Raw genomic sequence first — 23,403 nt, forward strand, 5'->3', positions numbered from 1 at the left:
GCGGAAGGATTCGGGCTGGATCACGGCGGATCGCGGCGCGTGCGCAGGCAAGTTAAAGGCGCGGGCGCGGCGAATTGTTCAACTTCTGGAAGTTCCGCTTTAGCGAATACCTTCAGAAAATCAGTTATTTCTTTTATCGATAGGCGATCCGCCGCGCATAGCGACGCGTCAGGCTTGCCGGAATTGTCCGTGATGGGCAAGTTCTCGGCCATGCTGAACCGTTTCATTCCTGCCCTCGCGGCGCTGATGATCGCGCCGATGGCCCAAGCGAATACCGGCCCTGCACCTGTCACGCAGGCTGCGCTCGCGGTCGCGGCTCCAACGATGCCCCGGGTCTCGCCTCACGCGTTGTCCGACGCCCCGGAGTCGCTTCAGGCAGTGTCCATGTCGCCCCGCCCGCTGGCGCGGCGCGTGATCATTCCAAAGGCCCGCTGGGGAACCTCCGGCGGCCGCAGCACTTGGTCTCTCGCCGTACTTTCGTCGCTGCGCGGCCATGCCAACGCGCTGCCCGATGTGGTGCCGGCGGATATCGACACCTGGTGCCCCGCCTATGAGAGCGGGTCGCGCGAGCAGCGTGAAGCCTTCTGGCTTGGTCTCGTCTCGGCGCTGGTAAAGCACGAGAGCACCTTCAAGCCGACCGCTGTCGGCGGCGGCGGCAAGTGGATCGGCCTGATGCAGATCCTGCCCTCCACCGCGCGCCTCTACGGCTGCCAGGCAACCACGGTCGCCGGCCTCAAGGATCCGCGCGCCAACCTGTCCTGCGGTCTGCGCATCATGGCGCGAACCGTTGCCCGTGACGGTGTTGTCAGCGCCAACATGCGCGGGGTTGCGGCAGATTGGGGCCCGTTCCATTCGCGCAAGAAGCGCGAGGACATGATCGCCTGGACCCGCTCGCAGGCCTATTGCACCGGCATGGGCCGCTCGCTGCGCCCGGTCGAGCGCCCGGTGAGCCTGCTGCCCGGTATCATGGCCTCCAACGAGGCTGGTGCCGGCACCAGCCCGATGGCGCGCTCGCGTCCGCTCGATGCGAGCTATGCCAATACCTTCATCTCCACCCAAGGCCAGCTGCTGGAGATCGACGGCTGATCTGCTGAAGATCGTTTCATAAATTTAACGGGCGGGACCAGTGATGGTTCCGCCCGTCTCATTTTCAGGGTGTTTCGGGCTGTCCGGCCGCGCGCTTCAGCGTCCGCCGCCCACGTCGAGGATGCTGCGGGTGACGTATCCCGCGCGGTCCGACAGCAGCCACAGAATGCTCTCGGCCACTTCCTCGGCGGTGCCGGCGCGACCCAGTGGCGGGGTGTGACCGATGCGGGCAAGCCGGTCCGGCTCCCCGCCCTTGGCATGGATGCCGGTCTCGATGAGACCGGGGCGCACGGCGTTCACCCGGATGCCCTCGGAGGCCAACTCGTCTGCGAGGCCCAGGGTGAAGGTGTCGATGGCGCCCTTGCTGGCGGCGTAGTCCATGTACTGCCGCGCCGAGCCGAGCCGGGCGGCCACCGAGGAGACGTTGACGATGCCGCCACCCGCATGGGCGCGCATGTAGGCCACCGCCTGCCGGGCGACCTCGATGGCGCCGAAGACATTGACCTCGAACACCCGGCGCACCCGCTCGGGCGTCAGGTCGGCGAGCGATGCGGTGGGCGCGACGATCCCGGCGTTGTTCACCAGGTCGAGGGGCCCCGGGGCCAGCGCCGTCAGCTCGGCGAAGAGCTCCGACACCTGCGCGGGATCCGAGACATCCGCGCCGATCACATGCGCCTCGGCCCCCTGCGCCCGGACGTCCTCGGCCACCGCCTCGGCACTGTCCCTGTCGCGGCCATAGTGCACCACGACGCGCTCCCAGCCGCGCGCCGGGGCGAGGCGGCAGCAGGCCGCCCCGATGCCGGCGCTGCCGCCGGTGACCAGCAGCAGCCGGCTCATGACAGCAACCGGGTGACCATTTCGGTCACGTCGCGCGACAGGCCCGGCTTGGCGGCGATGCGCTCAAGTTCGGCCTGCATCAGCCCGCGGCGGGTCTCGTCGTAACGCTTCCAGGTCTGGAAGGCCGAACACATGCGCGCCGTGGTCTGCGGGTTCTTCTCGTCGAGCTTGATCAGCCAGTCCGCCAGCAGCCTGTAGCCCGCGCCGTCGATCCGGTGGAAGCCGGCGTGGTTCATCGCCAGCGCCCCCATCACCGCGCGGAAGCGGTTGGGGTTCTTCATGTCGAAGTCCGGATCCTCGGTCAGCGCCTTGGCGCGGTCGGCGGTTTCCGACGGGCCGGAGGCCGCCACCTGCAGGCCGAACCACTTGTCCATCACCAGCCGGTCGCCGTTCCATTGCGCGCGGAACTTGGCGAGCGCCTCCTCACCCGCGCCCGCCTGCACGAGGCAGGCCAGCGCCGAGAGCTGCAGCGTCATGTTGTCGGCGCTGGCGAACTGCGCCTTGGCCGCTTCGCCGCCGTCGAGGCGCGAGGTCAGCGCCAGCACCGCCGAGCCGAGCGCGCGCTTGCCGGATTGTTCGGCGTCTGGCTGGTAGGGCTCGGTGACCTTGGCCTCTTCGGCGAGGTGCGGCAGCAGGTTCGACCAGCGCTCGGCGCGGGTCTTCTTGAGCACCTCGGTGGCGGTCCAGATCGCATCGGGGTCCGGCGTCACCCCGCGCTGGTGCAGCACCTGCGCCAGCTCGGACTGCGTCGGCGTGCCCAGCATCAGCGCGCGGTAGGCCGGATCGAGCGCGCTGTCGCGGATCACCGCTTCCAGCCCGTCGAGCCAGGCGGTATCGGGCTCGGCGCCCTCGGTGATCATCGACACGAGGCACTCGCGGGCCAGATCGCGGTTGGCTTCCCAGCGGTTGAAACTGTCGGTGTCATGGGCGAGCAGGAAGGCGCGTTCTTCTTTGGTGCTTTCACGCTCCAGCACCACCGGGGCCGAGAAACCACGCAGGATCGAGGGTACGGGCTTGGCCGAAAGCCCCTCGAAGGTGAAGCTCTGCTCCGCCTCGGTCAGCTCCAGCACGGTGGTCGGCACGACCTCGTCGCCATTGGGCGAGAGCAGCCCCACGGCCACCGGGATCACCTGCGGCAGCTTCTCGGGCTGGCCAGGGGTGGGGGGCGTGTGCTGCTTGAGGGTCAGCGTGTAGGTGCCATCCGCGAACGCCTCCGACACGGCCACATGCGGCGTCCCTGCCTGAGAGTACCAGCGCTTGAACTGGGTGAGGTCGCGGCCTGTGGCCTCCTCGAAGACCTTGAGCCAGTCCTCGATGGTGGCCGCATCGCCGTCGTGCCGCTCGAAGTAGAGGTCGAGCGCCTTGGCATAGCCCTCGTCGCCCACCAGCCGCTTCAGCATGCCGATGACCTCGGCGCCCTTCTCGTAGACGGTGGCGGTGTAGAAGTTGTTGATCTCCTGGAAGCTCTCGGGGCGCACCGGATGCGAGAGGGGCCCTTGGTCCTCGGGGAACTGGCGGCCGCGCAAGTCGATCACGTCGGAGATGCGCTTCACCTCCTCGCCGCGCATGTCGGAGGTGAACTGCGCGTCGCGGAAGACCGTGAGACCCTCTTTCAGGCACAGCTGGAACCAGTCGCGGCAGGTGATGCGGTTGCCGGTCCAGTTGTGAAAATACTCATGCGCGATGATCGCCTCGATGCGCTCGAAGTTGGCATCGGTGGCGGTCTCGGGCGAGGCAAGCACGGCGGAGGAGTTGAAGATGTTCAGCCCCTTGTTCTCCATCGCACCCATGTTGAAATCATCGACGGCGACGATGTTGAAGATGTCGAGGTCGTACTCCCGGCCGTAGACCTCCTCGTCCCACTTCATCGACTTCTTCAGTGCTTCCATGCCGAAGGCGCATTTGCCCTCATCGCCGGGGCGCACCCAGAGGTTCAACTCCACGTCGCGGCCCGACATGGTGGTGAAGCTGCCGGGATGGTTGACCAGATCGCCGGCGACCAGCGCAAAGAGATAGGCAGGCTTCGGCCACGGGTCATGCCACTCGGCCCAGCCCTCGCCGCTGTCCTGCGGGTTGCCGTTCGACAGCTTGACCTTTTCCGCACCCTCGACGCGCACGGTGAAGACCGACATCACGTCGGGCCGGTCGGGGTAGAAGGTGATCTTGCGGAAGCCCTCGGCCTCGCATTGGGTGCAGTACATGCCGTTCGACATATAGAGCCCCTCGAGGGCGAAATTCTCCACCGGCGCGATCTCGACCTCGGCCTCCCAGGTGAAGCCGCCCTCGGGCACCGCGCAGGTGAGGCCGGTGTCAGTGATCTCGGGGGTGACAGGGGTGCCGTCGATGGCAAAGGAGATCGGCTTCAGCTGTTCGCCGTGCAGGAAGAACGCCTGCTTCGGTGCGTCGGGGTTCGGCGCGAAGCGGATGCGCGAACGGACGCGGGTCGCCGAGGGCGCAAGCACGAAGGTCAGATGCACCTCTTCGGCGGTCCAGCCGAATGGGGTGTAATCCTTGAGGTAGATGGTCTGGGGGCTTGCGTCCTTCATGGGCGTCTCCTTGCCTGGAGTTGTGGGCTGGCGCCTGCCGGAACCGGCGCGTCAGCGGGACGTTATGCCCATGAGAGGCGCGCGGCAACCGCTGCGCCGGTGAAATGCCAGTGACGCGCGGGAGGGCGTCGAGGCGCGCGGGGAGAACCTCTCCCGGTGCGACGCTCGCGCAGTCTTCCGCGGCAAGGAGACCAGACATGTCCGCACCCGACACCGATACGAAGACGCAGGAGAAGGAACACCGCGGACCGTTGATCGGGATCTGGGCCGCGCTGGTCGTCGTGGCACTGCTGCTGGTCTGGTGGCTGGCCTATGCCACGAATGGCGAAGAGCCCGAGCCGGGACAGGCCGCCGCCCCGGCAAGCGAAGCGCAGCAGGAAGCAGCCCCGGCAGGCGATTGATCAGGGCAAACCGGCGCCGCTGTGCGGCTCACTCGCAGCGCACGACGCCGTTCGCATCCGGGGTGCAGTTCTGCTGTGCGCGCCGCGTGATGCTCGGCGGGCGTGTCGGGCTGACCGCGCCGCCGCGGTCCGTGGTCGTGTCGCCCGGGGCGATGAAGGTGCCACCATCAGTGTTGTCGCGCACGATGCCGTTGCGGTCGGTGGTCTGCGGGGCGTCGCGACGCTCGCGGGTGATCCCGAGCTGGTCGGTGGAAAATGTCGAGGGTCCGGCGCAGCGGGTGATGCCGTTCTTGTCCGCCACGCATCCCTTCACCTGCGCGAGCAGAGGGCCGGGCAGGGTCGCGGCGGCAAGGGCGAGGGCAGCGAGCAGGGGTTTCATCGCGGATCTCCCGTTGGCGCACCGATCTCCGGTGCTCCCCTTGATATAGGCAGGGATCCGCGTTGCACCAAACCGCGGGGGCTGCGCTATTCCGCCGCGCGCATGGTGGTCTTGGCGCCCGGCGCGCCCGTGCCTTCGGCATCTGGATCGTCCCAGAGGATCAGCGGCGCCTTCACCTTGCGGGCCTCGCGCTGCAGCGCCCAGTCCCGCGCCGCCCGGCTGCCGCGCCCGAAGGAGGCGATCGCCAGAAGCCGCGCCAGCCAATGCGCGTAGGTCGAGAGCCACACCCGCAGCGCCAGCATCGCGGGGGTGAAGACCAGCGTCAGCACCGTGGCGATCGACAGGCCGAAGACAACCGCCGAGGCCAGCGGCTTCCACCACAGCGAGGTCGGGGCATTGATCGAATAGCCGCCGCCGAAGAAGTCGAGGCTGAGGCCGATCATCATCGGGAAGAGCCCCGCGATGGTGGTGATCGTGGTCAGCAGCACCGGGCGGATGCGGTCCTCGGCGGTGCGCACGATCGCCTCGAGCCGCGGCATGTAGCGCGAGTAGTCCTGGAAGGTGTCGATCAGCACGATGTTGTTGTTCACCACGATGCCCGCCAGCGCCACGACCCCGGTGCCCGACATGATGATCGAGAAGGTCTGGTCGAGCACGATCATCCCGAGGAAGACGCCCGCCGTGGACAGCACCACCGCCAGCAGCACCAGCACCGAGTTGTAGAAGCTGTTGAACTGCGCCAGCAGGATGATGAACATCAGTCCCAGCGCGGCGGCGAAGGCCTGCGTCAGGAAGGCCTGGCTTTCCGCCTCCTCCTCCTGATCGCCTGTCCACTCCCAGCTGATGCCCGGGGGAAACTCGGTGGTTTCCAGAAGGCTCGACAGGGTAGAGATGCGCTCGTTGGCGGTGACCGGCACCGTGGCAAGCGTGCCGGTGGCAGCCGCCTCGCGGATCGCCTCCGCGCTCTGGCCGTCTTCGGTTCGGGTGATCTCGTAGCCGGCCCCACGCACCGTGAGCGCACCACCCTCGGCCTCGCGCCCGTAGCCGAGCGTCTCTGCGCCCGAGGTGAACTTTACCAGCCCCTCGGTCACGCCCGCCTTCACGTCGAAGTAGCGCTTGCGGCCTTCCCGGTTGATCTCGGCCAGCTTGGGCACCGGCGTGCGGGTGATGAAATGCGACAGCGGGATCAGCCCGTCGGTGGTGCGCACCCGCAGGGTGTCGAGGGTGGAGAGCACGCGGTCCTCGGCGGGCAGGCGCACGCGGATGTCGATTTCCTCGTCCGAGCTGTCGACCGGCATGGTGTCGAGCGTCACGCCGCGGGTCACCAGCTGCACCATGGCGCCGACGGTGGCCACGTCCGCGCCGTAGCGCCCGGCCTCCTCCACGTCGACGTCGATCTGCCAGTCGATGCCGGGCAGGGGGCGGGTGTCCTCGATCAGCCGCAGGCCCGCCATGGCGTCGAACTCGGCGCGCGCAGTCTCGGTGGCGGCCAGCAGGTCGTCCCAGTTGTCGCCTTTGATCCGCAGGTGCACCGGCTTGGCCGAGGCAGGGCCCATGGCGAGGTTGAGGATCTCGGTCTCGACGCCGGGGATCGTCGCCAGCTCTGCGCTCAGCTCGGCCAGCACGATGTCGCCGTCGAGCTCGGGCCGGTCGCGGCGGTTCTCCCACGGGACCACCTCGAGCTGGATCTGCCCGATGGTATCGGTGGGCGGCTGCGCGCCGCCGGTGTTCGATTCCAGCCCGCCGTCGCCGGCGAAGGCAAAGGCGGTCTCGATGCCCGGGTGCTTCAGCACGATCGTCTCGGCGCGCTTCACCAGCGCGTCCTTCTCGGCCAGCGAGAGGTTGCCGCGTGCGCGGACGTATACGATGGCCTGCTCGGGTTCGCTCTCGGTGAAGAACTCGGTACCGTTGTTATTCTGCCCGTAGTAGCCGAAGACCGAGATGACGAAGAAGATCACCGCGCCGATGGTCACCAGCGGCATGATCGGGTTGCCGGTGACCAGCTGGATCACCCGGCCAAAGATGCTGCGGCGGTAGGTCTTGCGCACGCGGGTGCGCCTGCGCTCGATCTGCGCCGCGTCGAGGGTGATCGAGGCCATGACGGCGAAGAGCAGAAAGACCACGATCCCCGGCACCCGCGCGCCGCGCCCCTCAACAAGCGTGAAGCCGAGGAACGACGGGTTCAGCACCAGCAGCGCGCCGAGTAGCATCCCCCCCAGCGCCACAACCACTAGCGCCGCGCGTGCCGGCCAGCCCTGCACCGTCTTGCGCAGGCCGAGCGAGGCATTGTGCAGGGCGCGCGAGAAGCGGCCCGAGACGCCGCCCATGACCGGCAGGTAGACCAGCGCCACGATCAGCGAAGCCGAGAGCACGAAGATCAGCGTCACCGGCAGCATGCCCATGAACTCGCCCGCGACCCCGGGCCAGAACAGCATCGGCAGGAAGGCGCAGAGCGTGGTGGCGGTGGAGCTGACCACCGGCCAGAACATCCGCTTGGCGGCCTCGACATAGGCGTGCATCGGCCCGACGCCGTCGGAGATGCGCTTGTCTGCGTATTCCACCACCACGATCGCCCCGTCGACCAGCATGCCCACGGCGAGGATCAGCCCGAACATGACGATGTTCGACACGGTGATGCCCATGATCGCCAGCAGCACGAAGCACAGCAGGAAGGAGGTCGGGATGGCAAACCCCACGAGCAGCGCCGCGCGGGTGCCGAGCGAGCCCAGCACCACGATCATCACCAGCGCGATGGCGGTCAGCACCGCGCCCTCGAGCTGGCTGACCATCGAGTCGACGATGCGCGACTGATCGTTGCTTTCCTCGACCACCACCGTGGCGCGCAGTTCCGCGGGCCAGCCCTGCTGCGCCTCGGCGACGGTCGCGCGCACGGCGCTGGCGGTGTCGATCAGGTTGTAGCCCTTGCGCTTGACCACCTGCAGCGCCACCGCCGTGTCGCCGTTGAAGCGCGCGGTGCCGGTGCGGTCCTCGAAGGTGAGGCGGATGTCCGCAAGATCTCCCAGCGTCACCACCCGGTCGCCGTTCACCTTGATCGGCAGGTCGAAGATGTCCTGCGGTTCGCGGAAGCTCGAGGGGATCTTCACCGAGAAGGTGCCGCGCTCGGAGCGCACCTCGCCGGCGGCGATCAGCTGGTTGTTGTTCTGGACTGTCTGGATCAGCTCGCTTGCCGTGACGTTGTAGCTTTCCAGCTTCAAAGGGTCGATGACCACCTCGACCATCTCGTCGCGATTGCCGGCGATGCCCGCTTCGAGCACCGAATCCAGCGCCTCGACGCGGTCCTGCAGGTCCTTGGCGACCTGCGCCATGGTGCGTTCGGGCAGCGGGCCCGTGAGCGAGACGATGATGATCGGGAACTCCGAGAAGTTGATCTCGGAGATGGTGTATTGCTCGGCGCCCTCGGGGAACTTGGCCTGCGCCTTGGTCATCGCGTCGCGCACCTCGGCCATGGTCTCGGTGCGGTTCCAGCCGAACTCGAACTCCATGGCGACCCCGGCATAGCCCTCGGAGGCGACGCCGCTGATCTTGTCGAGCCCGTCGATGTCCGACAGCTCGGTCTCCATCGGCTTGACCATCAGCGTCTCGGCATCCTCGGCCGATATGCCGGGGAAGGGGACCGAGACGAAGAGCGCCGGGATCTCGATGTCCGGTTCGCCTTCTTTCGGCAGGGTGATATAGGCGAAGGCCCCGGCGACGATCGACAGGACGATGAAGGCAAGCACCATGCGCGCGCGCTGCGCCGCCCAGTCGACGATGCCGGTCACTGCAGGATCTCCTGGTAGCTCGGCGCGACCGGCACGCCGTCGGTGACGTATTCCTGCCCGAGGGTGATCACGTCGACGCTGTCCGGCAGCCCGGCGATCCAGACGCCGTCGGGCGTGTCGCGCAGGATGCTGACGGGGACGAATTGTGCGGTCTGCTCGGCGCTCACCGTGCGCAGGCCCATACGGCCCTCGTCGTTCAGCGTCAGCGCGCTCTGCGGCAGCAGATGCGCCTGCGCGCCGTCGGCCTCGATCAGGATGCGCGCGGTCTGGCCGGCGCGCAGCGTCAGGTCGGGGTTTTCAAGCGTGACCTCGACGCGGAAGGTGCGGGTGGTCTCGTCGGCCTGCCGCGAGACGAAGGTGACGGTGCCGGCACGCGTCTCGCCGCCGGTCAGCTGCGCGCCGGCCCGCGCTCCGAGATGGATGCGGGTCACGTCGGCCTCGGGCGCGTAGCCCACCAGCCGGATCGGATCGAGCTGCAGCACATGCGCGCAGGTGGCGTTGCCCGTCGTGCTCATCAGCAGACCGAGTTCGGCGGTGTCGCTCTCCAGCACGCCGCCGAAGGGCGCGGTTATGGTCAGGTTCCCGACTGCCTTGCGGGCGGTGGCGACGGCGGCCTCGGCGCTCTGGATCGCGGCCTCAAGACTGTCCGTGCCGGCGCGGGCGGCTTCCAGCCCGGCCTCTGCGCTGCGCACGCTGGCCTCGGCGGCGCGCATCTTGGCCTCGGCGGAGGCAACGGAGGTGCGCGAGGAATAGCCGCCCTGCGACAGCTCGCGGGCAGCGGTCAGGTTGATCTCGGCCTCGGCCACGGCGGCCTCTGCCTGCGCCAGCAGCGCCTCGGCCTCGGGAAGGGCGGCCTCGACCTGCGGGCGCTGCGCCCGAGCCTCGGCAAGCCTTGCCTCGGCCTCGACAAGCGCCGCGCCAGTGGTGCCGGGATCGAGTTCGCACAGCACCGCGCCTTGCTCGACGAGGCTGCCCTTGCGCAGCGGGGTGGAGATCACCCGGCCCGAGGCCTCGGACAGCACCTCGACCTCGCGCGAGGGCTGGGTTTCGCCGCGCAGCAGCACCGCATCGTCGATCTGCTGCGCCTGGGAATGGCGGGCCATGACCGACACCGCGCCCTGCGCGGGCTGCTCTGCTGCGATGGGCGCGTCTTCGGAGGTATCGGCCGAGGCTTCGGCGCTCGCGTCTTCGGGCGCGCCACCACGGGCCCAGCCCATGAGCCGCTCACGGTCGAGAACCACCGCGTAGAGAACCGCCGCGACAATAAGGGCGGTGAGGATCGAAATCAGTTTCATGTCGGCCTTCCCATTCTCTGGGACGATTACGCGCATGTGGCGCTGCCGGATCAGCCGGAGCAGCGCGCGCGGAGATGTGACTAAACTCTTTAGTTCAGAATAAAGGAATTGGGAAACCGATCAAGCGGCGTTCTGCCGCGCTTGGCATGCTGCCGCCCCAGGCCGAGCCGGCGAGCCTGGGCTCGTGGAGAAGAGGCAATGCTGCCGCGGGCTTGGCCTTGGCAGCCTGCGCCTGCCGCGTTAAGAGGGGGCAACAATCGAAAGGTGAGGCAGCCCCGTGAGCAATACCGACAGTTTCATCGACGAGGTGACCGAGGAGGTCCGCCGCGACAGGCTCTACGCGCTGCTCAAGCGCTTCGGCTGGATCGGCGTGGTCGCGGTGCTGGCCATCGTCGGCGGTGCGGCGTGGCGCGAATACAGCGCCGTGCAGCGGCAGGCGCAGGCCGAGGCCTTCGGCGATGCGCTGCGCGGCGCTCTCGAGGCGGATGCGCCGGCGGATCGCGCGGCGGCGCTGAGCGAAGTGACGGTGCCCGGCGCCGAGGCCGCCGTGGTGACCGATCTGCTGTCGGCGAGCGAGCTTGCCTCTGCCGAGGATGGGGCCGCCGCGACGACGTTGCTCGATGCGGCCGCCGCGAATGGCGAGCTGCCGGAGATCTACCGCGAGATCGCCGCTTACAAGGCGGTCAGCCGCACGGACTCGGGGCTTTCGGACGATGAGCGCCGCATCCGGCTCGAGGCGCTGGCGGTGCCCGGCAAGCCGCTGCGCCTGCTCGCCGAGGAACAGCTCGCGCTGCTCGACATCAAGGCAGGCGATACCGAGGCCGCGCTCGAGAAGCTGCAGCGGCTGCTGCAGGATTCCGAGATCACCGCGGGCTTGCGCCAGCGGGCGACACAGTTGATTGTGGCGCTCGGCGGCACCCCCGATGCAGGCTGATAAGGCGCACGGGACCGTGACAAGGACCAAGTACGACGGGGGCAGTGTTTTGCGCATCACCACGATTTCCGCGGCGCTTCTGGGGCTGACGGCGCTTGCCGCCTGCGATCGGCCCGAGGCGGTGCTGCCCGGCGAGCGGATCGGCGCCCGCGAGATTCTCCAGGACGGAGCCGCTGACGCCGCGGTTCCGGCCAACCGGGCACAGGCGATCTCGCTCGGCGGCATGTCGAATGGCATTGCGGCCCAGAGCCCGGTCTCGCCCTTTGCCCGCACCGGCCACGCGGCGCTGTCGCTGCCGCTGCAGCCGGTCTTCGCCACCGACATCGGCGCGGGCGACACCAAGCGCAACCGCCTGAATGTCGATCCGGTCTCGGATGGCAGCCGCATCTTCACGATGGATTCGGCGCATACGGTCAGCGCGATCAGCACCTCGGGGCAGGTGATCTGGCAAAAGAGCATGGTCGGTCCGCGGGACAGCGCGAGCCAGGCGCAAGGCGGCGGCCTGGCGGTCGAAGGCGGGCGGCTCTACGTCGCTTCGGGCTTCGGCAAGGTGACGGCGCTCGACGCGGCGACCGGGGCAGAGGCCTGGACGCAACAGCTCGGCGGCACCGCCACCGGCGCGCCGACGGTGCGCGGCGGGCTGGTCTATCTGACCTCTTCGGACTCCGTCGGCTGGGCGATCGAAACCGCGACGGGCCGTATCCGTTGGCGCATCGATTACCCCGAGGACTTCAGCAACGTCGCCGGTGCACCGGCTCCGGCGGTGGATGGCGAGATGGTCGTCTTCGCCTTCGGCTCGGGCGCGCTGCAGGCGGCGTTCAGGCAGGGCGGTCTGCGGCGCTGGACCGCCGACGTGGCAGGCAGCCGCAACGGCAGCGCGCGGGCGTCGATCACCGACATCACCGGCGATCCGCTGATCTCCAACGGCGTGGTCTATGCGGGCAACCATTCGGGCCGGGTGGTGGCGATGTCGCTCTCCGGCGGCGAGCGGCTCTGGACCGCGCGCATGGGCGCATTGGATGCGGTCTGGCCGGCAGGGGACTCGGTCTTCCTGGTGTCCGATATCAACCAGCTGGTGCGGCTCGACGCCAAAACCGGCGCGCAGATCTGGGCGGTGGACCTGCCCGGCTACAAGACGGTCAAGAAGCCGCAGAAGAAGCGCGACAGCGCCTACGCGAACCATGGTCCGATCCTCGCGGGCGGGCGGCTGATCGTTGCGTCCTCGGATGGGCTGATCCGCGCCTTCGACCCGGCCTCGGGCCAGCTGGTCGGCACGACGCGGATCGACGGCGGCGCGACCACCCGTCCTATCGTGGTGAATGGCACGCTCTACGTGGTGTCCTCCGAAGGCGTGCTGCACGCCTATCGCTGAGGCGGTTCATGGGACCAGAGCAACGGGCGGCTCCGCAAGGCGGGCCGCCCGTTTTCATGTCCCGTCGCGGGAACCGGCAGTCTGCGGCCCGTTGGTCTGCTCGGCGCAGGGCGGCTGGCGGCGCCTGCAGCGGTCGAGCAGGGGTGGCAGGATGCTGCGCAGCTCCTGGCTGTCGGGTGTGTGGCGGTATTCGAAGGCGCTCTGTCCGGGGGTAAGCCGCGCCGCCAGATAGTCCGCGCCCGTCGCATAGATCAGCACGTCGGCCTCGGCGATCCGCGCGCGGGCCGCCTCGCTTTCGTCGCCGCGCACCACCATGCTGAGCCGGCTCACGTGCGGCGCGTAGCGCATCACATTGGCCTTCATCATCGACACGTAGGTTGGGAAATAGGAATAGCCGACCACCGAGGCCTCGGGCGGGATCGCCGCCAGCGCGACGCGCGTGGCCTCGTTGGGAATGACTGTCAGCCCGAGCACCTCTGCCCGGGGAAACAGGGCGCGAGCCTGTGGCAGCAGCGTGCGGGGCGAGAGCACGATGTCGAAGTCCTGCGGCGGCCGCTCGGTGACCTCGTCGATGAGCATGGGCTCGATGCTGTCGCCGGGGGCAAGATGGGGCCGCACGTCGGCAGCATAGGCGCGGGTGGCCTCCGCGAAATTGCCCAGCATGAGCACGCGCAGCGGGCGTGCGTTGCGCGGGCGGTCCATGCCGATGCGGGTGGCCAGTTCGGCGCGGTCGATGCCGCAGTCGCGGGCGAGGGCGATGAGACTGCTGATCGCCCGTTCCAGCGCGTGGAACTTTTCGGGGTCGGCGACCGGGGCGTTGGGGCTGACGAAGGTACCCGAGCCGACCCGACCCTCGATGTGGCCGGCTCCCTGCAGCGCGGCGTAGACGTTGCTGACGGTCACCGGAGACAGGTTCAGTTGCCGGGCCAGTGCCCGGACAGAAGGCAGGCGCGCGCCGATCGGCAGCTCGCCGGCGGCAATGCCGAATTCGAGGGCGCCGCGCAATTGCTGCGGCACCGGGACGGTGGAGTCGAGGTCAATCGCGTCGGCGATCCGCGCAAGTGCCTCATCAAGCTGTGCCTGTCGTGCTGTCATGGCGTGCCATTGCTGGAAAGCGCTGAAAGGGACAAGACATTGAAGCACGTATATTTCCGTTTGAATACATGTGAAGCTGTGTCAGTTCACTATAGCAAGTCGCGTTCACCCGTTAGACGAGATCCCGGAACAATGTTTCTGTTATAGCGCGTGGGGGCAGGCTTGATCGTCACCCGGGGGTGAAAAGGATCGGTCCCAGACCGCAGACCGCCAATGACGCGTGGCTCGGGGAATCAAACCGGAGGACTTCGCATTGCTGCCAAGCGCTTCACCGCTGCGTCACCGGGGCTTCCGCCGCCTGTTCGGCGCGCAGGTGCTGTCCCTGATGGGGATCGGCGTGATGACCGTCTCGCTGTCGCTGAGCGCCTATGAGACGGGCGGGGCAGAGTCGGGCGGGACCATGCTGGGGGGCATTCTCGGGCTGAAGATGATCGCCTACGTGCTGATCGCGCCGCTGGCCGAGGCGCTGCTGTCGCGGCTGCCGCGCCGCGGGACGCTGGTGACGCTCGACGTGCTGCGGCTTGTCGCTGTGGGGCTGATGGGTCTCCTCGCCGCGCCCTGGCAGATCGCCGTGCTGGCCTTCGTCTTCTTCGCGCTCTCCTCCGGGTTCACGCCGTTGTTCCAGTCAGTGCTGCCGGACATGCTGCCCGATGAAGAGCGATATTCCCGCGCGTTGGCGCTCTCACGTCTGGCCTATACGCTCGAATCGATCCTCAGCCCTATCGTCGCCGCCGTGGCCCTGGTCATGGTCTCCGCAGGGGACCTGTTCTTCCTCGCCTCCGCCTGTTTCGCCGGCTCGGCGCTGCTGCTCGGCCTGACCGGATTTCCCGCCGGCACCGCGCCGCGCAAGGCAACGTTTCTCCGGCGGCTCGCGAAAGGCACCCGGATCTACGCGCATACGCCGCGGCTGCGCGGGTTGTTCGTGCTGAATTTTGCGCTGTCTCTGGTGATGGCCTGGGTGATCGTCGACACGGTGGTCTTTGCAGGGGCGCGGCTCGGCGATGCCGAGTATTACTACACCCGGCTCATGACGGGTTTCGGGGCCGGGGCCGCGCTGGGGGCGCTGCTGGTGCCCCGACTGGTCGCGCGGCTGGATGAGCGGCGTTGCATGGCGGCAGGGGTGCTGGGCTTCGCGGTGTTGGCGGCGGGGCTGGCGCTGGCGCCGGGGCTGTCGTTGCCGGGGCTGCTGGTGCTCTGGGCAGGGTTCGGCGCGGCCTCCTCGCTGGTGCTGACGCCGGGCGGGTTGGTGCTGGTGCGTTCGGCGCAGCGCGGCGACCGCCCGGCGGTCTTTGCCGCGCAGTTCTCGCTGAGCCACGCGGGGTGGTTGCTGGCCTACCCGCTGGCGGGCTGGCTGGGGTCGGTTCTGGCACCTGAACGGGCGCTCGGGGTACTTGCCCTGGCGGCGGCGGCGGGGGCGCTGCTGGCGCTGCGGGTCTGGCCGGCGCGGGATCCCCTGGCGCGGCCGCATGTGCATCCCGAACTGCCGGGCGATCATCCCCACCTGCGGGAACACCCGGCAGAGGGCAGGGCGCATTGCCACGCGCATGACTTTCGCATCGACGAGCTGCACCCCCGCTGGCCAGCGGCAGGCTGACCGGAGCCCGGCGGACCAGCCAGCAACGCTTGGCATGGCCGGAGCTGTCCGCACCCTGAGCCGGGATGCCCCGCGGCGCGGGCAGGCAACGTCAGGGAGGGAGGCAAGGAAAAAGGGCGCCCCGGGGGACGCCCTTTCCGTGTCATGCCGCGGTGCTCAGGCTCAGACCAGCCCTTCGGCCTGCACCCACTCCCAACCACGGTCCAGCGCGCGGCCGAGGCGGGCGAGGATCTGGTCGATGTCCTCTTCGGTGACGATCAGCGGCGGGCAGAGTGCCACCGTTTCATAGACGGCGCGCAGGATCAGGCCCTCTTCGGCACAGAACTTCACCACCTGCGGCGCGACCTTGCCCGCGGGCTCGAAGCTGAGGCGCTTTTCCTTGTCCTTGGCCATCTCGATGCCGCCGATGAGGCCGACGCCACGCACCTCGCCGACCAGCGGGTGATCGGCGAACTTGCGCAGACCTTCCTGGAACTTGGCTTCAAGGCGCGCGGCGTTGCCCATCAGGTCCTGCTCCTCGATGATCTTGAGGTTCTCGAGGCCGACGGCGCAGGCAACCGGGTGGCCCGAGCCGGTGAAGCCATGGCCGAAGGTGCCGAGCTTGGCGGTGTGATCGGCGATGGTGTTGTACACCTTGTCGTTCACGATGATCGCGGCAAGCGGCATGTAGGACGAGGTCAGCTGCTTCGAGGTCACCATGATGTCGGGGGTGAAGCCATACTTCTCGCAGCCGAAGGGGGTGCCGCAGCGACCGAAGCCGTTGATCACCTCGTCCGAGACCAGCAGGATATCGTACTTGTCGCAGAGCGCGCGGATGCCGGGCCAGTAGCCCTCGGGCGGGGTCATCACGCCGCCAGCGCCCATCACCGGCTCGCCGATGAAACCGGCGATGGTCTCGGGACCCTCGGCGAGGATGGTGTCCTCGGCCTCTTTCAGCAGGCGGGCGGTGAACTCTGCCTCGGTCTCGCCGTCCTCGGCCCACTTCCAATAGTGCGGGCAGGTGAGGTGGGTGACCGGGATCGCCGGCAGGTCGAAGTCCTTGTGGTTCGCCGGCAGGCCGGTGAGCGAGCCCGAGGCGATGGTGATGCCGTGGTAGGCCTTGTTGCGGGCGAGGAACTTCTTCTTCTCGGGACGGCCGAGGGCGTTGTTGTAGAACCAGACCATCTTGATGACGGTGTCGTTCGCCTCGGAGCCCGAGTTGGTGAAGAACACCCGGTCCATGCCCTCGGGGGTCATCTCGGCCAGCTTCTCGGCGAGGCGGATCGAGGGCTCATGCGCCTTGTGGGCGAAGGTGTGGTAGTAGGGCAGCTCGGCCATCTGCTTGGCGGCGGCCTCGACGAGGCGCGGCTGCGAGAAGCCGACGGCCACCGACCACAGGCCCGCGAGGCCCTCGATGTATTCCTTGCCCTCGGAATCGTAGACGTGGACGCCCTCGCCACGGGTGATGATCATCGGCCCCTGCTCCTCGTGGAGGCGCATGTTCGTGTAGGGGTGCATGCTGTGGGCGATGTCCGAGGCATGCAGCGAGTTGGGGATCTTGTTCATCTGTCTCTCCGAAATCCTGTGGTGCGCGCCGTCAGGCCGCGCGCGGGTCCTTGCCGAGAAACCCTCCCATGAAGGAGGTCAGCGACGTGGTCAGGTCGGGCGACAGATAGCCGCCTTCCTGCACGATCACCGTGGGCAGCCCCGCCTCGGCAATCCGGCGGCCCGCTTCGGCGAAACCATCGAAGCTCACCTTCATGCCGTCAAGGGGGTCATTCTCATGCGCATCGAGCCCGAGGCTGACTACCAGCGCGCCCGGCGCATAGGCCTTGATGCGCTCGATCCCCTGATCGACGGCGGCAAGCCAGCCCGGGGTCGTGGTGCTGCGCGGCAGCGGCAGGTTGAGGTTGAAGCCCTTGCCATCGCCGTTGCCCGTTTCATGGGCGTAACCGGTATAGAACGGGTAGTAGTCGTGGGTTTCGGCGTGGACGGAAACCATCAGCACATCGGCGCGGTCGTAGAAGATCGCCTGCGTGCCGTTGCCATGGTGCACATCGATGTCCAGAACCGCCACGTGGTTGTGCGCCCGGCGCAGGTGCTGCGCGGCAATGGCGGTGACGTTCATCAGGCAATGGCCTCCAGCAACGTCATCCGTGGTGTGGTGTCCCGGCGGGCGGCAGAGCGCATAGGCTGCCCGCTCGCCGGCCATCACCGCCTCGGCGGCGGCCACGGCGCAATCGGCGGCGCGACGGGTGGCAAGCCAGCTCTTGGGGCCGATCGGGGCCGAGGTGTCGGACATGTGCCAGCCGGCGCGGGCGATGATCGTGTCGGGGTAGGTGGTCACCGGCCCGCGCGGAAAGACGTTGGGCACCACCTCCGGCCCGGCATTCGGCAGTTTCTGCCACTCCTCCCATCCCGTCTCGAGAAACTGCAGGAATTCCGGCGTGTGCACCGCCTCGAGCGCGGCGCGGGGTGCCGCGGGCGGGCTCTCGGTGCCGAGGCCGAGCTGCTCCAGTCCTTTGAGCAGCAGCATCGCGCGTTCGGCCCGCTCGGCGTTGCGCACCACGGTGCCATGGGTGAGGCGGAAGCTGGGGTCATGACCCTCGGTCTCCGGGGCGTAGAAGCATTTCATCGGGCTCGACCTCCGTGCAACAGTGTTTTTCTGCCCCTTGTGGTAGCGACTGCCCCCTGTCTTGTCGATGCAGGGCTCCGCGACATCCCGCCGGCGCGTGCCGGATGCCTGCCGGGCGAGCAGGGCGAAGGCTTTGTCCCGCCAGCCCTTTCCTTGTGGCACGCTGCGTTCTAGATTGGGCGCATGAGCCTCGCCGATGTGGTTGCCGAAGAACTCCCGCCGGAGATCAATCCGGTCCTGCCGCCGCCCGCCTTCACCGCGGAGCAGGCAGAGCATCTCATTGCCTGCCCGCTGTGCGACACGCTGCACGAGGAGCGCGAGATCGCCGAGGGCGAGACCGCCCGTTGCGCCCGTTGCCACGAGGTGCTGGAGTCGCCGCGCCGCTCGGCGATGACCCGGATCATCATGCTGGCGCTCTCGGCACTGGTGCTGATGGTCGCGGCTATGTTCTTTCCCTTCCTCGAACTTTCGGTGGCGGGACGGGTGCAGCGCAGTTCGCTGCTCGATACGATCCTGGCCTTCTCCAGTGGCATGACCGCGCCGCTGACCATCGCCATGGCCTCGCTGATCGTCATTCTGCCGAGCATCCGCTTCCTGTCGCTGGTCTACGTGCTGGCGCCCATGGCCTTCGGTCACCGTCCGGCACGCCATGCCGAGTTCTTCTTCCGCCTCGCCGATCACCTGCGCCCCTGGGCCATGGCCGAGGTGTTCATCGTCGGCGTCGCGGTCGCTCTGGTGAAGGTGGCAGGCCTGGCGCATCTGTCGATCGGCCCGGCCTTCTGGGCCTTCGTCGCACTGGTGCTGGTCACCGTGCTCAAGGACAATTTCATGTGCAGGGTCACTGTATGGAAGACGCTCGAGTCGCGCCGGTCCTGACCGCGCGCCGTGCGGGCATGATCGCCTGCACCGAATGCGGCAAGGTCCACGTGCCGGGGCTGGAGCGCTGCACGCGCTGCGGCTCGCATCTGTCGAGCCGGGACGTGACCTCGCTGCAGCGGGTCTGGGCCTGGCTGGGGGCGGGGCTGGTGGTCTACGTGCCGGCAAATGTCTACCCGATGCTGAGAACCACGCTGCTGGGCAAGACCACCGACAGCACCATCTTCGGCGGCGTGGTGGATCTCATGCACCATGGCTCCTACGGCATCGCCGGGATCGTCTTCTTTGCCTCGATCATGATCCCCGTCGCCAAGTTCATCGCCATCGCCTACCTGGCGCTGAGCGTGACCCACCGGGTGAAACTCTCGCCCGGCAAGCGCCAGCATCTCTACGAGGTGGTGGAATTCGTCGGCCGCTGGTCGATGATCGACGTCTTCGTCGTGGCCATCCTTGCATCTTTGGTGCAACTGGACTTCGCCGCGGCGATCAATCCCGGCATTGCAGCGATAAGTTTCGCGCTTTCTGTTGCATTCACAATGCTTTCGGCACAGAGCTTCGACCCGAGGCTGATCTGGGATGCGAGTGAGGAACCCGAGCAATGAGTGATCCGAAACCGGCCCGGATGGAGGTCGAGCCGAAGCGCCGCTCCGTCTGGCGCAACCTCTCGCTGGTCTGGCTGGTGCCGATGGCCGCCATCGCGGTGACGCTGTTCATCGCCTGGCAGAGCCTTGCCGAGCGTGGGTCGCTGATCGAGATCACCTTCGAGAACGCCGCCGGCATCACCGCCGAGGAAACCACGATCCGCTACCGCGACGTGATCGTCGGCACGGTCGAGGAGGTGGTCTTTTCGGAGGATCTGGCCGAGGTGCGGGTGAGCGCCCGCATCGACCGCAACGTGGCCGACTCGCTGCCCTCGGATGCCGAGTTCTGGGTGGTCCGTCCCGAGGTCTCGACCTCCGGCATCACCGGCCTGTCGACGGTGCTGTCGGGCGTCTACATCGAGGCTGGGTTCAGCCCGCAGGAGGGGGCCGCGGCGCGGAACTTCCGCGGCCGCGACACCACCCCGCTGGTCCGCCCCGGGGTGAAGGGCACCCGCATCACCATCCGCGCCGACGACGGCACGCAGCTCTCGGCCGGCGCGCCGATCTTCTTCCAGGGGATCGAGGTCGGACGGATCGAGACCCCGCGCCTGCTGGAGCGCGGCAACGGAGTCGTGGTCGATGCCTTCATCGAGGCCCCGAACGACCGCCGCATCACCACCGCGACCCGTTTCTGGGACACCTCAGGCTTCTCGGTCAACATCGGCCCGTCCGGGCTCAACCTGTCGGTAGGCTCGGTCGCGGCGCTGATCCGCGGCGGCATCGCCTTCGACACGGTCGTCTCCGGCGGCAGCGCGGTGCCCGCGGGCTATGCCTTCGATCTCTACGACGACGAGGCCGCCGCCCGTGACAGCCTGTTCTCCGAGACGATTTCCAACGCCGTTGAACTGACCGCCGAATTCGATGAATCCGTGCGCGGTCTCGAGGTCGGCTCATCGGTGACCTACCGCGGCCTGCGTGTCGGTCGGGTGACCGACATCGGTGCCTTCATCGACGGCGAGGGCGAGGACCAGACCGTGCGCCTGCGCACCACGCTGTCGATCGACCCGCGTGCGCTGGGGCTCGACGAGGAAGCGGCGCAGTCCGACACCATCGCCTTCCTGTCGAACGCGGTGAAAAACGGCCTGCGGGCGCGGCTCGCCTCGCAGAACCTGTTCAGCCAGTCGCTGGTGGTCGAACTGGCCGAGGTGCCCGACGCCGAGCCCGCCACCTTCGGCATCTTCGCGCAGGACGCGCCGCTGATCCCCTCGGTCGAATCCGACCTGCCGGACATCACCGCCACCGCCGAAGGGCTGTTCCAGCGCATTAACGACCTGCCGGTCGAGGACCTGCTCGACCAGGCCATCGACACGCTGGCCTCGATCGAGAACTTCACCGCCAACCCGCGCCTGCGCGACGCACCGGAGGCGGTGATCGGCCTGCTCGAGGATGCCCGCGGACTGATCGGCAGCGAGGAGATCCAGGCCATCCCCGGCGAGCTGCGCGGCACCGTCGCCGAACTGCGCGGGGTGGTCGAGGACATGCGCGCTGCCGGCGCGGTTCAGCAGCTGGTCGCGACCCTCGAGGCGGCGGAGGCCGCCGCCGCCGAGGTCACCGGCGTCGCCGATTCAGTCGACGAGAGCATGGCCGGCGTGCCCGACCTGCTGGCCGATCTGCGCGCGCTCACCCAGAAGGCCACGGCACTCGACCTCGAAAGCTTCCTTGCGGACGCCGGCAACTTCCTCGACGGGGCCGGAAAGTTCGTCGATCAGGACAGCACCCGGCAGCTGCCCGCCGACCTCTCGGCAATGCTGCAGGAGGCACAGGGCGCGCTTGCGGAGCTGCGCGCTGGCGGGGTGATCGAGAACACCAACGCCACCCTGGCCTCGGCGCGCGACGCCGCCGCCGCGGTCGAGGAGGCCGCCGCCACGCTGCCCGATCTCTCGGCCCGCATCCAGCGGCTTGTGGCCGAGGCGGAATCGGTGATCTCGGGCTATGACGGCAATTCCGCCTTCAACCGCCAGACCGTCTCGGCCCTGCGCGAAGTGCAGACCGCCGCCGAGGCGCTGAACAAGCTCGCCCGGACGATTGAACGCAACCCCAACTCGCTGCTCTTCGGCCGCTGACAGGAGACCCCGAATGCGCCTCAAGACGACCTTCCCGCTTCTGCTGCTGCCGCTGCTCGCCGCCGCCTGCGGCTCCGAGCCGCGCTACAGGATGGAGGGCGCGCCTCCCTCGGCCAGCGTGCGCCTCGCCGTCGGCACGCTGGAGGTGCGCGAGGTCTCGCTGCCGGCCTATGCCGACGCCTCGGAGATCCTGCTCGAGGACGCCTCGGGCGCGATGAACCAGGTCGAGGGCGCGCTCTGGGCCGACGATCCGCGCCGCGCCATGACCCAGGCTCTGGCCGAGCGCCTCGGCCAGATCAGCGGCGCCACCGTGGCCGCAGAGCCCTGGCCGCTGGAGGAACCGGCGCAGGCGGCGGTGCACGTCCGCATCTCGGAAGCGGTGGCCAGCGCGGCCGGGACCTTCCGGCTCAAGGGGCAATACGCGCTCTCGTCCTACGATCGGGTGATCCGCGAGCGCATCAGCCGCTTCGAGATCACCGTGCCGTTGCAGTCAGGCAGCGCCGCCGCCATCGCCGCGGCTGCAGGCAGCGCCACGGACCAGCTCGCCACGCGGATCGCCTCGGACCTCTCGCGCTGATCCCCGGCGCGATGCCCGCGACCGGCGCGGCGCAATGCGTATTTGAAAAGAGAAGAAGCCCGAAATGCGTCTTCGGCGACTTCTTCTCTTGAAAAATACGCCGGGGGACGCCCGCAGGGCGGGGGGCGGAGCCCCCTCGGCGTGTGTCGCCCGAGACTTGCCGTTGCGTCTGCGACCCGCTTGGGCTTATGTCCGGACATGAGTCTCTCCTCCCTCTCCCTGCGCATGATCTTCACCACCGGCTGCCTGCTGCTTGCGGGTGGGGTGGGAGGTTGGATCGCCCAGCATGCGCATTTGCCCATGCCCTACATGCTGGGCTCGCTGTTCACCTCGGGGCTCGCGGTGGCGCTGTTCCAGAAGCGTGCCCTTGCCGACTACGCCTATCCGATGAAGTTCCGCACGGTGTTCATCGGGCTGATTGGCGTGATGATCGGCACGCAGGTGACGCCCGAGGTCTTCGCGCTGCTGCCGGAACTGCCGCTGACCCTGTCGATGCTGGCGGTCTTCGTGGTGCTGGCGCAATCTGGCAATTTCCTGATTTTCCACAAGATCGGCGGCTACAACCGGGCCACGGCCTTCTACGCCGGCGCGCCGGGGGGGCTGATGGAAAGCCTCGTGCTGGGGGAAAAGGCGGGGGCGGACCTGCGGCTGCTGACCGCGCAGCAGTTCCTGCGGATCATCCTCGTCATCTCGATCCTGCCCTCGGCACTGTCGCTGTGGATCGGTCACCCGGTGGGCAGCGCGGCGGGGCAGAGCATCATGCCAAGCGGGCCGGTCACCGCCGGCGAGCTGTTGGTGATCGTGCTGGCGGCGCTCGCCGGGCTCTTCGTGGCGTCGAAGATCAAGCTGCCGGCGGGGCAGATCACCGGGCCGCTGCTGCTCTCGGCGGGGCTGACCTTGTCCGGGCTTGTGGACATGCACCTGCCGTTCTGGTTGATCGCCGCGGCACAGGTGGTGGTGGGCAGCTCGCTCGGCGTGCGCTTCACCGGCATGACCGCCACGATGCTGCGCCGCTCGCTCGGTCTGAGCGTGCTGTCGGTGAGCTGGATGCTGCTGGTTGGTGCCGTCTTCGCCGTGGTGCTGGCCGCGGTGACGGACATCCCGTTCCTGCACCTGATGATATCCTATTCGCCGGGCGGCGTGACGGAGATGTCGATCATCGCGCTGTCGCTCGCCGCCAACCCGGCGCTTGTCAGCCTGCACCACGTGGTGCGCATCCTGCTGACCGTGGGCGTCATGGTCATCGCCGAGAAGCGCATCCCGCTGGGGCAGCCAGGCGAGTAGGGCGATGGCCTGCAGGGAAGCGGCAAG

General features: G+C 68.2%; 19 protein-coding genes. 10 read left to right on the top strand and 9 right to left on the bottom strand.

Annotation, left to right across the window (positions count from 1 at the left end; all coding sequences use genetic code 11):
* Positions 1-20: 20 nt before the first annotated feature.
* Complete coding sequence (locus BM397_RS29125) at positions 21-227, bottom strand: hypothetical protein (RefSeq protein WP_176806873.1); 207 nt, start codon at positions 225-227, stop codon at positions 21-23.
* 157 nt (positions 228-384) lie between these two features.
* Between BM397_RS29125 and BM397_RS25840 the strand changes: the two genes are divergently transcribed.
* Positions 385-1,086: a lytic transglycosylase domain-containing protein gene (locus BM397_RS25840; RefSeq protein ID WP_245696221.1), complete on the top strand. Its 702-nt coding sequence runs from the start codon at positions 385-387 to the stop codon at positions 1,084-1,086.
* A 96-nt stretch (positions 1,087-1,182) separates the two neighbouring features.
* Here the strand turns inward: BM397_RS25840 and BM397_RS25845 are convergent, their stop codons facing one another.
* A complete protein-coding gene (locus BM397_RS25845) occupies positions 1,183-1,923 on the bottom strand; it encodes an SDR family oxidoreductase (protein ID WP_092430033.1) in 741 nt (246 codons plus the stop codon).
* The gene (gene pepN / locus BM397_RS25850) at positions 1,920-4,469 is read right to left on the bottom strand and encodes an aminopeptidase N (RefSeq protein ID WP_092430031.1); all 2,550 of its coding nucleotides are present in this window, start codon (positions 4,467-4,469) and stop codon (positions 1,920-1,922) included. Before pepN ends, BM397_RS25845 begins: the two co-directional genes overlap by 4 nt.
* 197 nt (positions 4,470-4,666) lie before the next feature.
* Here pepN and BM397_RS25855 point away from each other — a divergent pair, with 197 nt between their 5' ends.
* Positions 4,667-4,870, top strand: coding sequence for a hypothetical protein (locus BM397_RS25855; protein ID WP_092430029.1), 204 nt, complete (start codon positions 4,667-4,669; stop codon positions 4,868-4,870).
* A 28-nt stretch (positions 4,871-4,898) separates the two neighbouring features.
* On the opposite strand, the gene BM397_RS25860 is transcribed toward BM397_RS25855, so the two are convergent.
* The 3 genes from BM397_RS25860 to BM397_RS25870 all read right to left on the bottom strand — a co-directional run bounded on the left by BM397_RS25860 (position 4,899) and on the right by BM397_RS25870 (position 10,326).
* Positions 4,899-5,249: a hypothetical protein gene (locus tag BM397_RS25860; RefSeq protein WP_092430027.1), complete on the bottom strand. Its 351-nt coding sequence runs from the start codon at positions 5,247-5,249 to the stop codon at positions 4,899-4,901.
* Between the two features lie 86 nt (positions 5,250-5,335).
* A complete protein-coding gene (locus BM397_RS25865; RefSeq protein WP_092430025.1) occupies positions 5,336-9,031 on the bottom strand; it encodes an efflux RND transporter permease subunit in 3,696 nt (1,231 codons plus the stop codon).
* Positions 9,028-10,326: an efflux RND transporter periplasmic adaptor subunit gene (locus BM397_RS25870; RefSeq protein WP_092430023.1), complete on the bottom strand. Its 1,299-nt coding sequence runs from the start codon at positions 10,324-10,326 to the stop codon at positions 9,028-9,030. The genes BM397_RS25865 and BM397_RS25870 overlap by 4 nt, the downstream gene beginning before the upstream one ends.
* A 277-nt stretch (positions 10,327-10,603) precedes the next feature.
* On the opposite strand from BM397_RS25870, the gene BM397_RS25875 reads away from it, so the two are divergent.
* Both BM397_RS25875 and BM397_RS25880 read left to right on the top strand, forming a co-directional pair.
* Complete coding sequence (locus tag BM397_RS25875; RefSeq protein WP_092430021.1) at positions 10,604-11,260, top strand: hypothetical protein; 657 nt, start codon at positions 10,604-10,606, stop codon at positions 11,258-11,260.
* Between the two features lie 16 nt (positions 11,261-11,276).
* Positions 11,277-12,632, top strand: coding sequence for an outer membrane protein assembly factor BamB family protein (locus tag BM397_RS25880; RefSeq protein ID WP_245696220.1), 1,356 nt, complete (start codon positions 11,277-11,279; stop codon positions 12,630-12,632).
* A gap of 54 nt (positions 12,633-12,686) precedes the next feature.
* On the opposite strand, the gene BM397_RS25885 is transcribed toward BM397_RS25880, so the two are convergent.
* Complete coding sequence (locus tag BM397_RS25885; RefSeq protein ID WP_092430017.1) at positions 12,687-13,727, bottom strand: GntR family transcriptional regulator; 1,041 nt, start codon at positions 13,725-13,727, stop codon at positions 12,687-12,689.
* Positions 13,728-13,980: 253 nt separating this feature from the next.
* Between BM397_RS25885 and BM397_RS25890 the strand changes: the two genes are divergently transcribed.
* Positions 13,981-15,321: an MFS transporter gene (locus tag BM397_RS25890; protein WP_245696219.1), complete on the top strand. Its 1,341-nt coding sequence runs from the start codon at positions 13,981-13,983 to the stop codon at positions 15,319-15,321.
* Positions 15,322-15,483: 162 nt separating this feature from the next.
* Here BM397_RS25890 and BM397_RS25895 read toward each other — a convergent pair whose 3' ends face one another.
* Both BM397_RS25895 and BM397_RS25900 read right to left on the bottom strand, forming a co-directional pair.
* On the bottom strand, positions 15,484-16,866 hold the full coding sequence (locus BM397_RS25895; protein WP_092430015.1) for an aspartate aminotransferase family protein: 1,383 nt from the start codon (positions 16,864-16,866) through the stop codon (positions 15,484-15,486).
* Between the two features lie 31 nt (positions 16,867-16,897).
* On the bottom strand, positions 16,898-17,935 hold the full coding sequence (locus tag BM397_RS25900) for a histone deacetylase family protein (RefSeq protein ID WP_092430013.1): 1,038 nt from the start codon (positions 17,933-17,935) through the stop codon (positions 16,898-16,900).
* A 183-nt stretch (positions 17,936-18,118) separates the two neighbouring features.
* On the opposite strand from BM397_RS25900, the gene BM397_RS25905 reads away from it, so the two are divergent.
* The 5 genes from BM397_RS25905 (at position 18,119) to BM397_RS25925 (ending at position 23,376) form a co-directional block, all read left to right on the top strand.
* Entirely contained in the window at positions 18,119-18,811 is a 693-nt protein-coding gene (locus tag BM397_RS25905) for a paraquat-inducible protein A (protein ID WP_092430011.1), read from the top strand.
* Positions 18,781-19,413, top strand: a complete 633-nt coding sequence (locus BM397_RS25910) for a paraquat-inducible protein A (RefSeq protein ID WP_092430009.1) — start codon at positions 18,781-18,783, stop codon at positions 19,411-19,413. Before BM397_RS25905 ends, BM397_RS25910 begins: the two co-directional genes overlap by 31 nt.
* Positions 19,410-21,515: an MlaD family protein gene (locus tag BM397_RS25915; RefSeq protein ID WP_092430007.1), complete on the top strand. Its 2,106-nt coding sequence runs from the start codon at positions 19,410-19,412 to the stop codon at positions 21,513-21,515. The genes BM397_RS25910 and BM397_RS25915 overlap by 4 nt, the downstream gene beginning before the upstream one ends.
* 13 nt (positions 21,516-21,528) lie before the next feature.
* Positions 21,529-22,092: a PqiC family protein gene (locus BM397_RS25920; RefSeq protein WP_092430005.1), complete on the top strand. Its 564-nt coding sequence runs from the start codon at positions 21,529-21,531 to the stop codon at positions 22,090-22,092.
* 198 nt (positions 22,093-22,290) lie between these two features.
* Positions 22,291-23,376, top strand: a complete 1,086-nt coding sequence (locus BM397_RS25925; protein ID WP_092430003.1) for an AbrB family transcriptional regulator — start codon at positions 22,291-22,293, stop codon at positions 23,374-23,376.
* Positions 23,377-23,403: the final 27 nt, after the last annotated feature.

The organism is Alloyangia pacifica (assembly GCF_900116195.1).
In the GTDB taxonomy this organism is placed as follows: Bacteria; Pseudomonadota; Alphaproteobacteria; order Rhodobacterales; family Rhodobacteraceae; genus Salipiger; species Salipiger pacificus.

Excerpts from the sequence above, each read along its gene's own strand:
- BM397_RS29125 (WP_176806873.1), bottom strand. The coding sequence starts at position 227 with ATGAAACGGTTCAGCATGGCCGAGAACTTGCCCATCACGGACAATTCC.
- BM397_RS25840 (WP_245696221.1), top strand. The coding sequence starts at position 385 with ATGTCGCCCCGCCCGCTGGCGCGGCGCGTGATCATTCCAAAGGCCCGC.
- BM397_RS25845 (WP_092430033.1), bottom strand. The coding sequence starts at position 1,923 with ATGAGCCGGCTGCTGCTGGTCACCGGCGGCAGCGCCGGCATCGGGGCG.
- pepN (WP_092430031.1), bottom strand. The coding sequence starts at position 4,469 with ATGAAGGACGCAAGCCCCCAGACCATCTACCTCAAGGATTACACCCCA.
- BM397_RS25855 (WP_092430029.1), top strand. The coding sequence starts at position 4,667 with ATGTCCGCACCCGACACCGATACGAAGACGCAGGAGAAGGAACACCGC.
- BM397_RS25860 (WP_092430027.1), bottom strand. The coding sequence starts at position 5,249 with ATGAAACCCCTGCTCGCTGCCCTCGCCCTTGCCGCCGCGACCCTGCCC.
- BM397_RS25870 (WP_092430023.1), bottom strand. The coding sequence starts at position 10,326 with ATGAAACTGATTTCGATCCTCACCGCCCTTATTGTCGCGGCGGTTCTC.
- BM397_RS25885 (WP_092430017.1), bottom strand. The coding sequence starts at position 13,727 with ATGACAGCACGACAGGCACAGCTTGATGAGGCACTTGCGCGGATCGCC.
- BM397_RS25895 (WP_092430015.1), bottom strand. The coding sequence starts at position 16,866 with ATGAACAAGATCCCCAACTCGCTGCATGCCTCGGACATCGCCCACAGC.
- BM397_RS25900 (WP_092430013.1), bottom strand. The coding sequence starts at position 17,935 with ATGAAATGCTTCTACGCCCCGGAGACCGAGGGTCATGACCCCAGCTTC.
- BM397_RS25905 (WP_092430011.1), top strand. The coding sequence starts at position 18,119 with ATGAGCCTCGCCGATGTGGTTGCCGAAGAACTCCCGCCGGAGATCAAT.
- BM397_RS25910 (WP_092430009.1), top strand. The coding sequence starts at position 18,781 with ATGGAAGACGCTCGAGTCGCGCCGGTCCTGACCGCGCGCCGTGCGGGC.
- BM397_RS25915 (WP_092430007.1), top strand. The coding sequence starts at position 19,410 with ATGAGTGATCCGAAACCGGCCCGGATGGAGGTCGAGCCGAAGCGCCGC.
- BM397_RS25920 (WP_092430005.1), top strand. The coding sequence starts at position 21,529 with ATGCGCCTCAAGACGACCTTCCCGCTTCTGCTGCTGCCGCTGCTCGCC.
- BM397_RS25925 (WP_092430003.1), top strand. The coding sequence starts at position 22,291 with ATGAGTCTCTCCTCCCTCTCCCTGCGCATGATCTTCACCACCGGCTGC.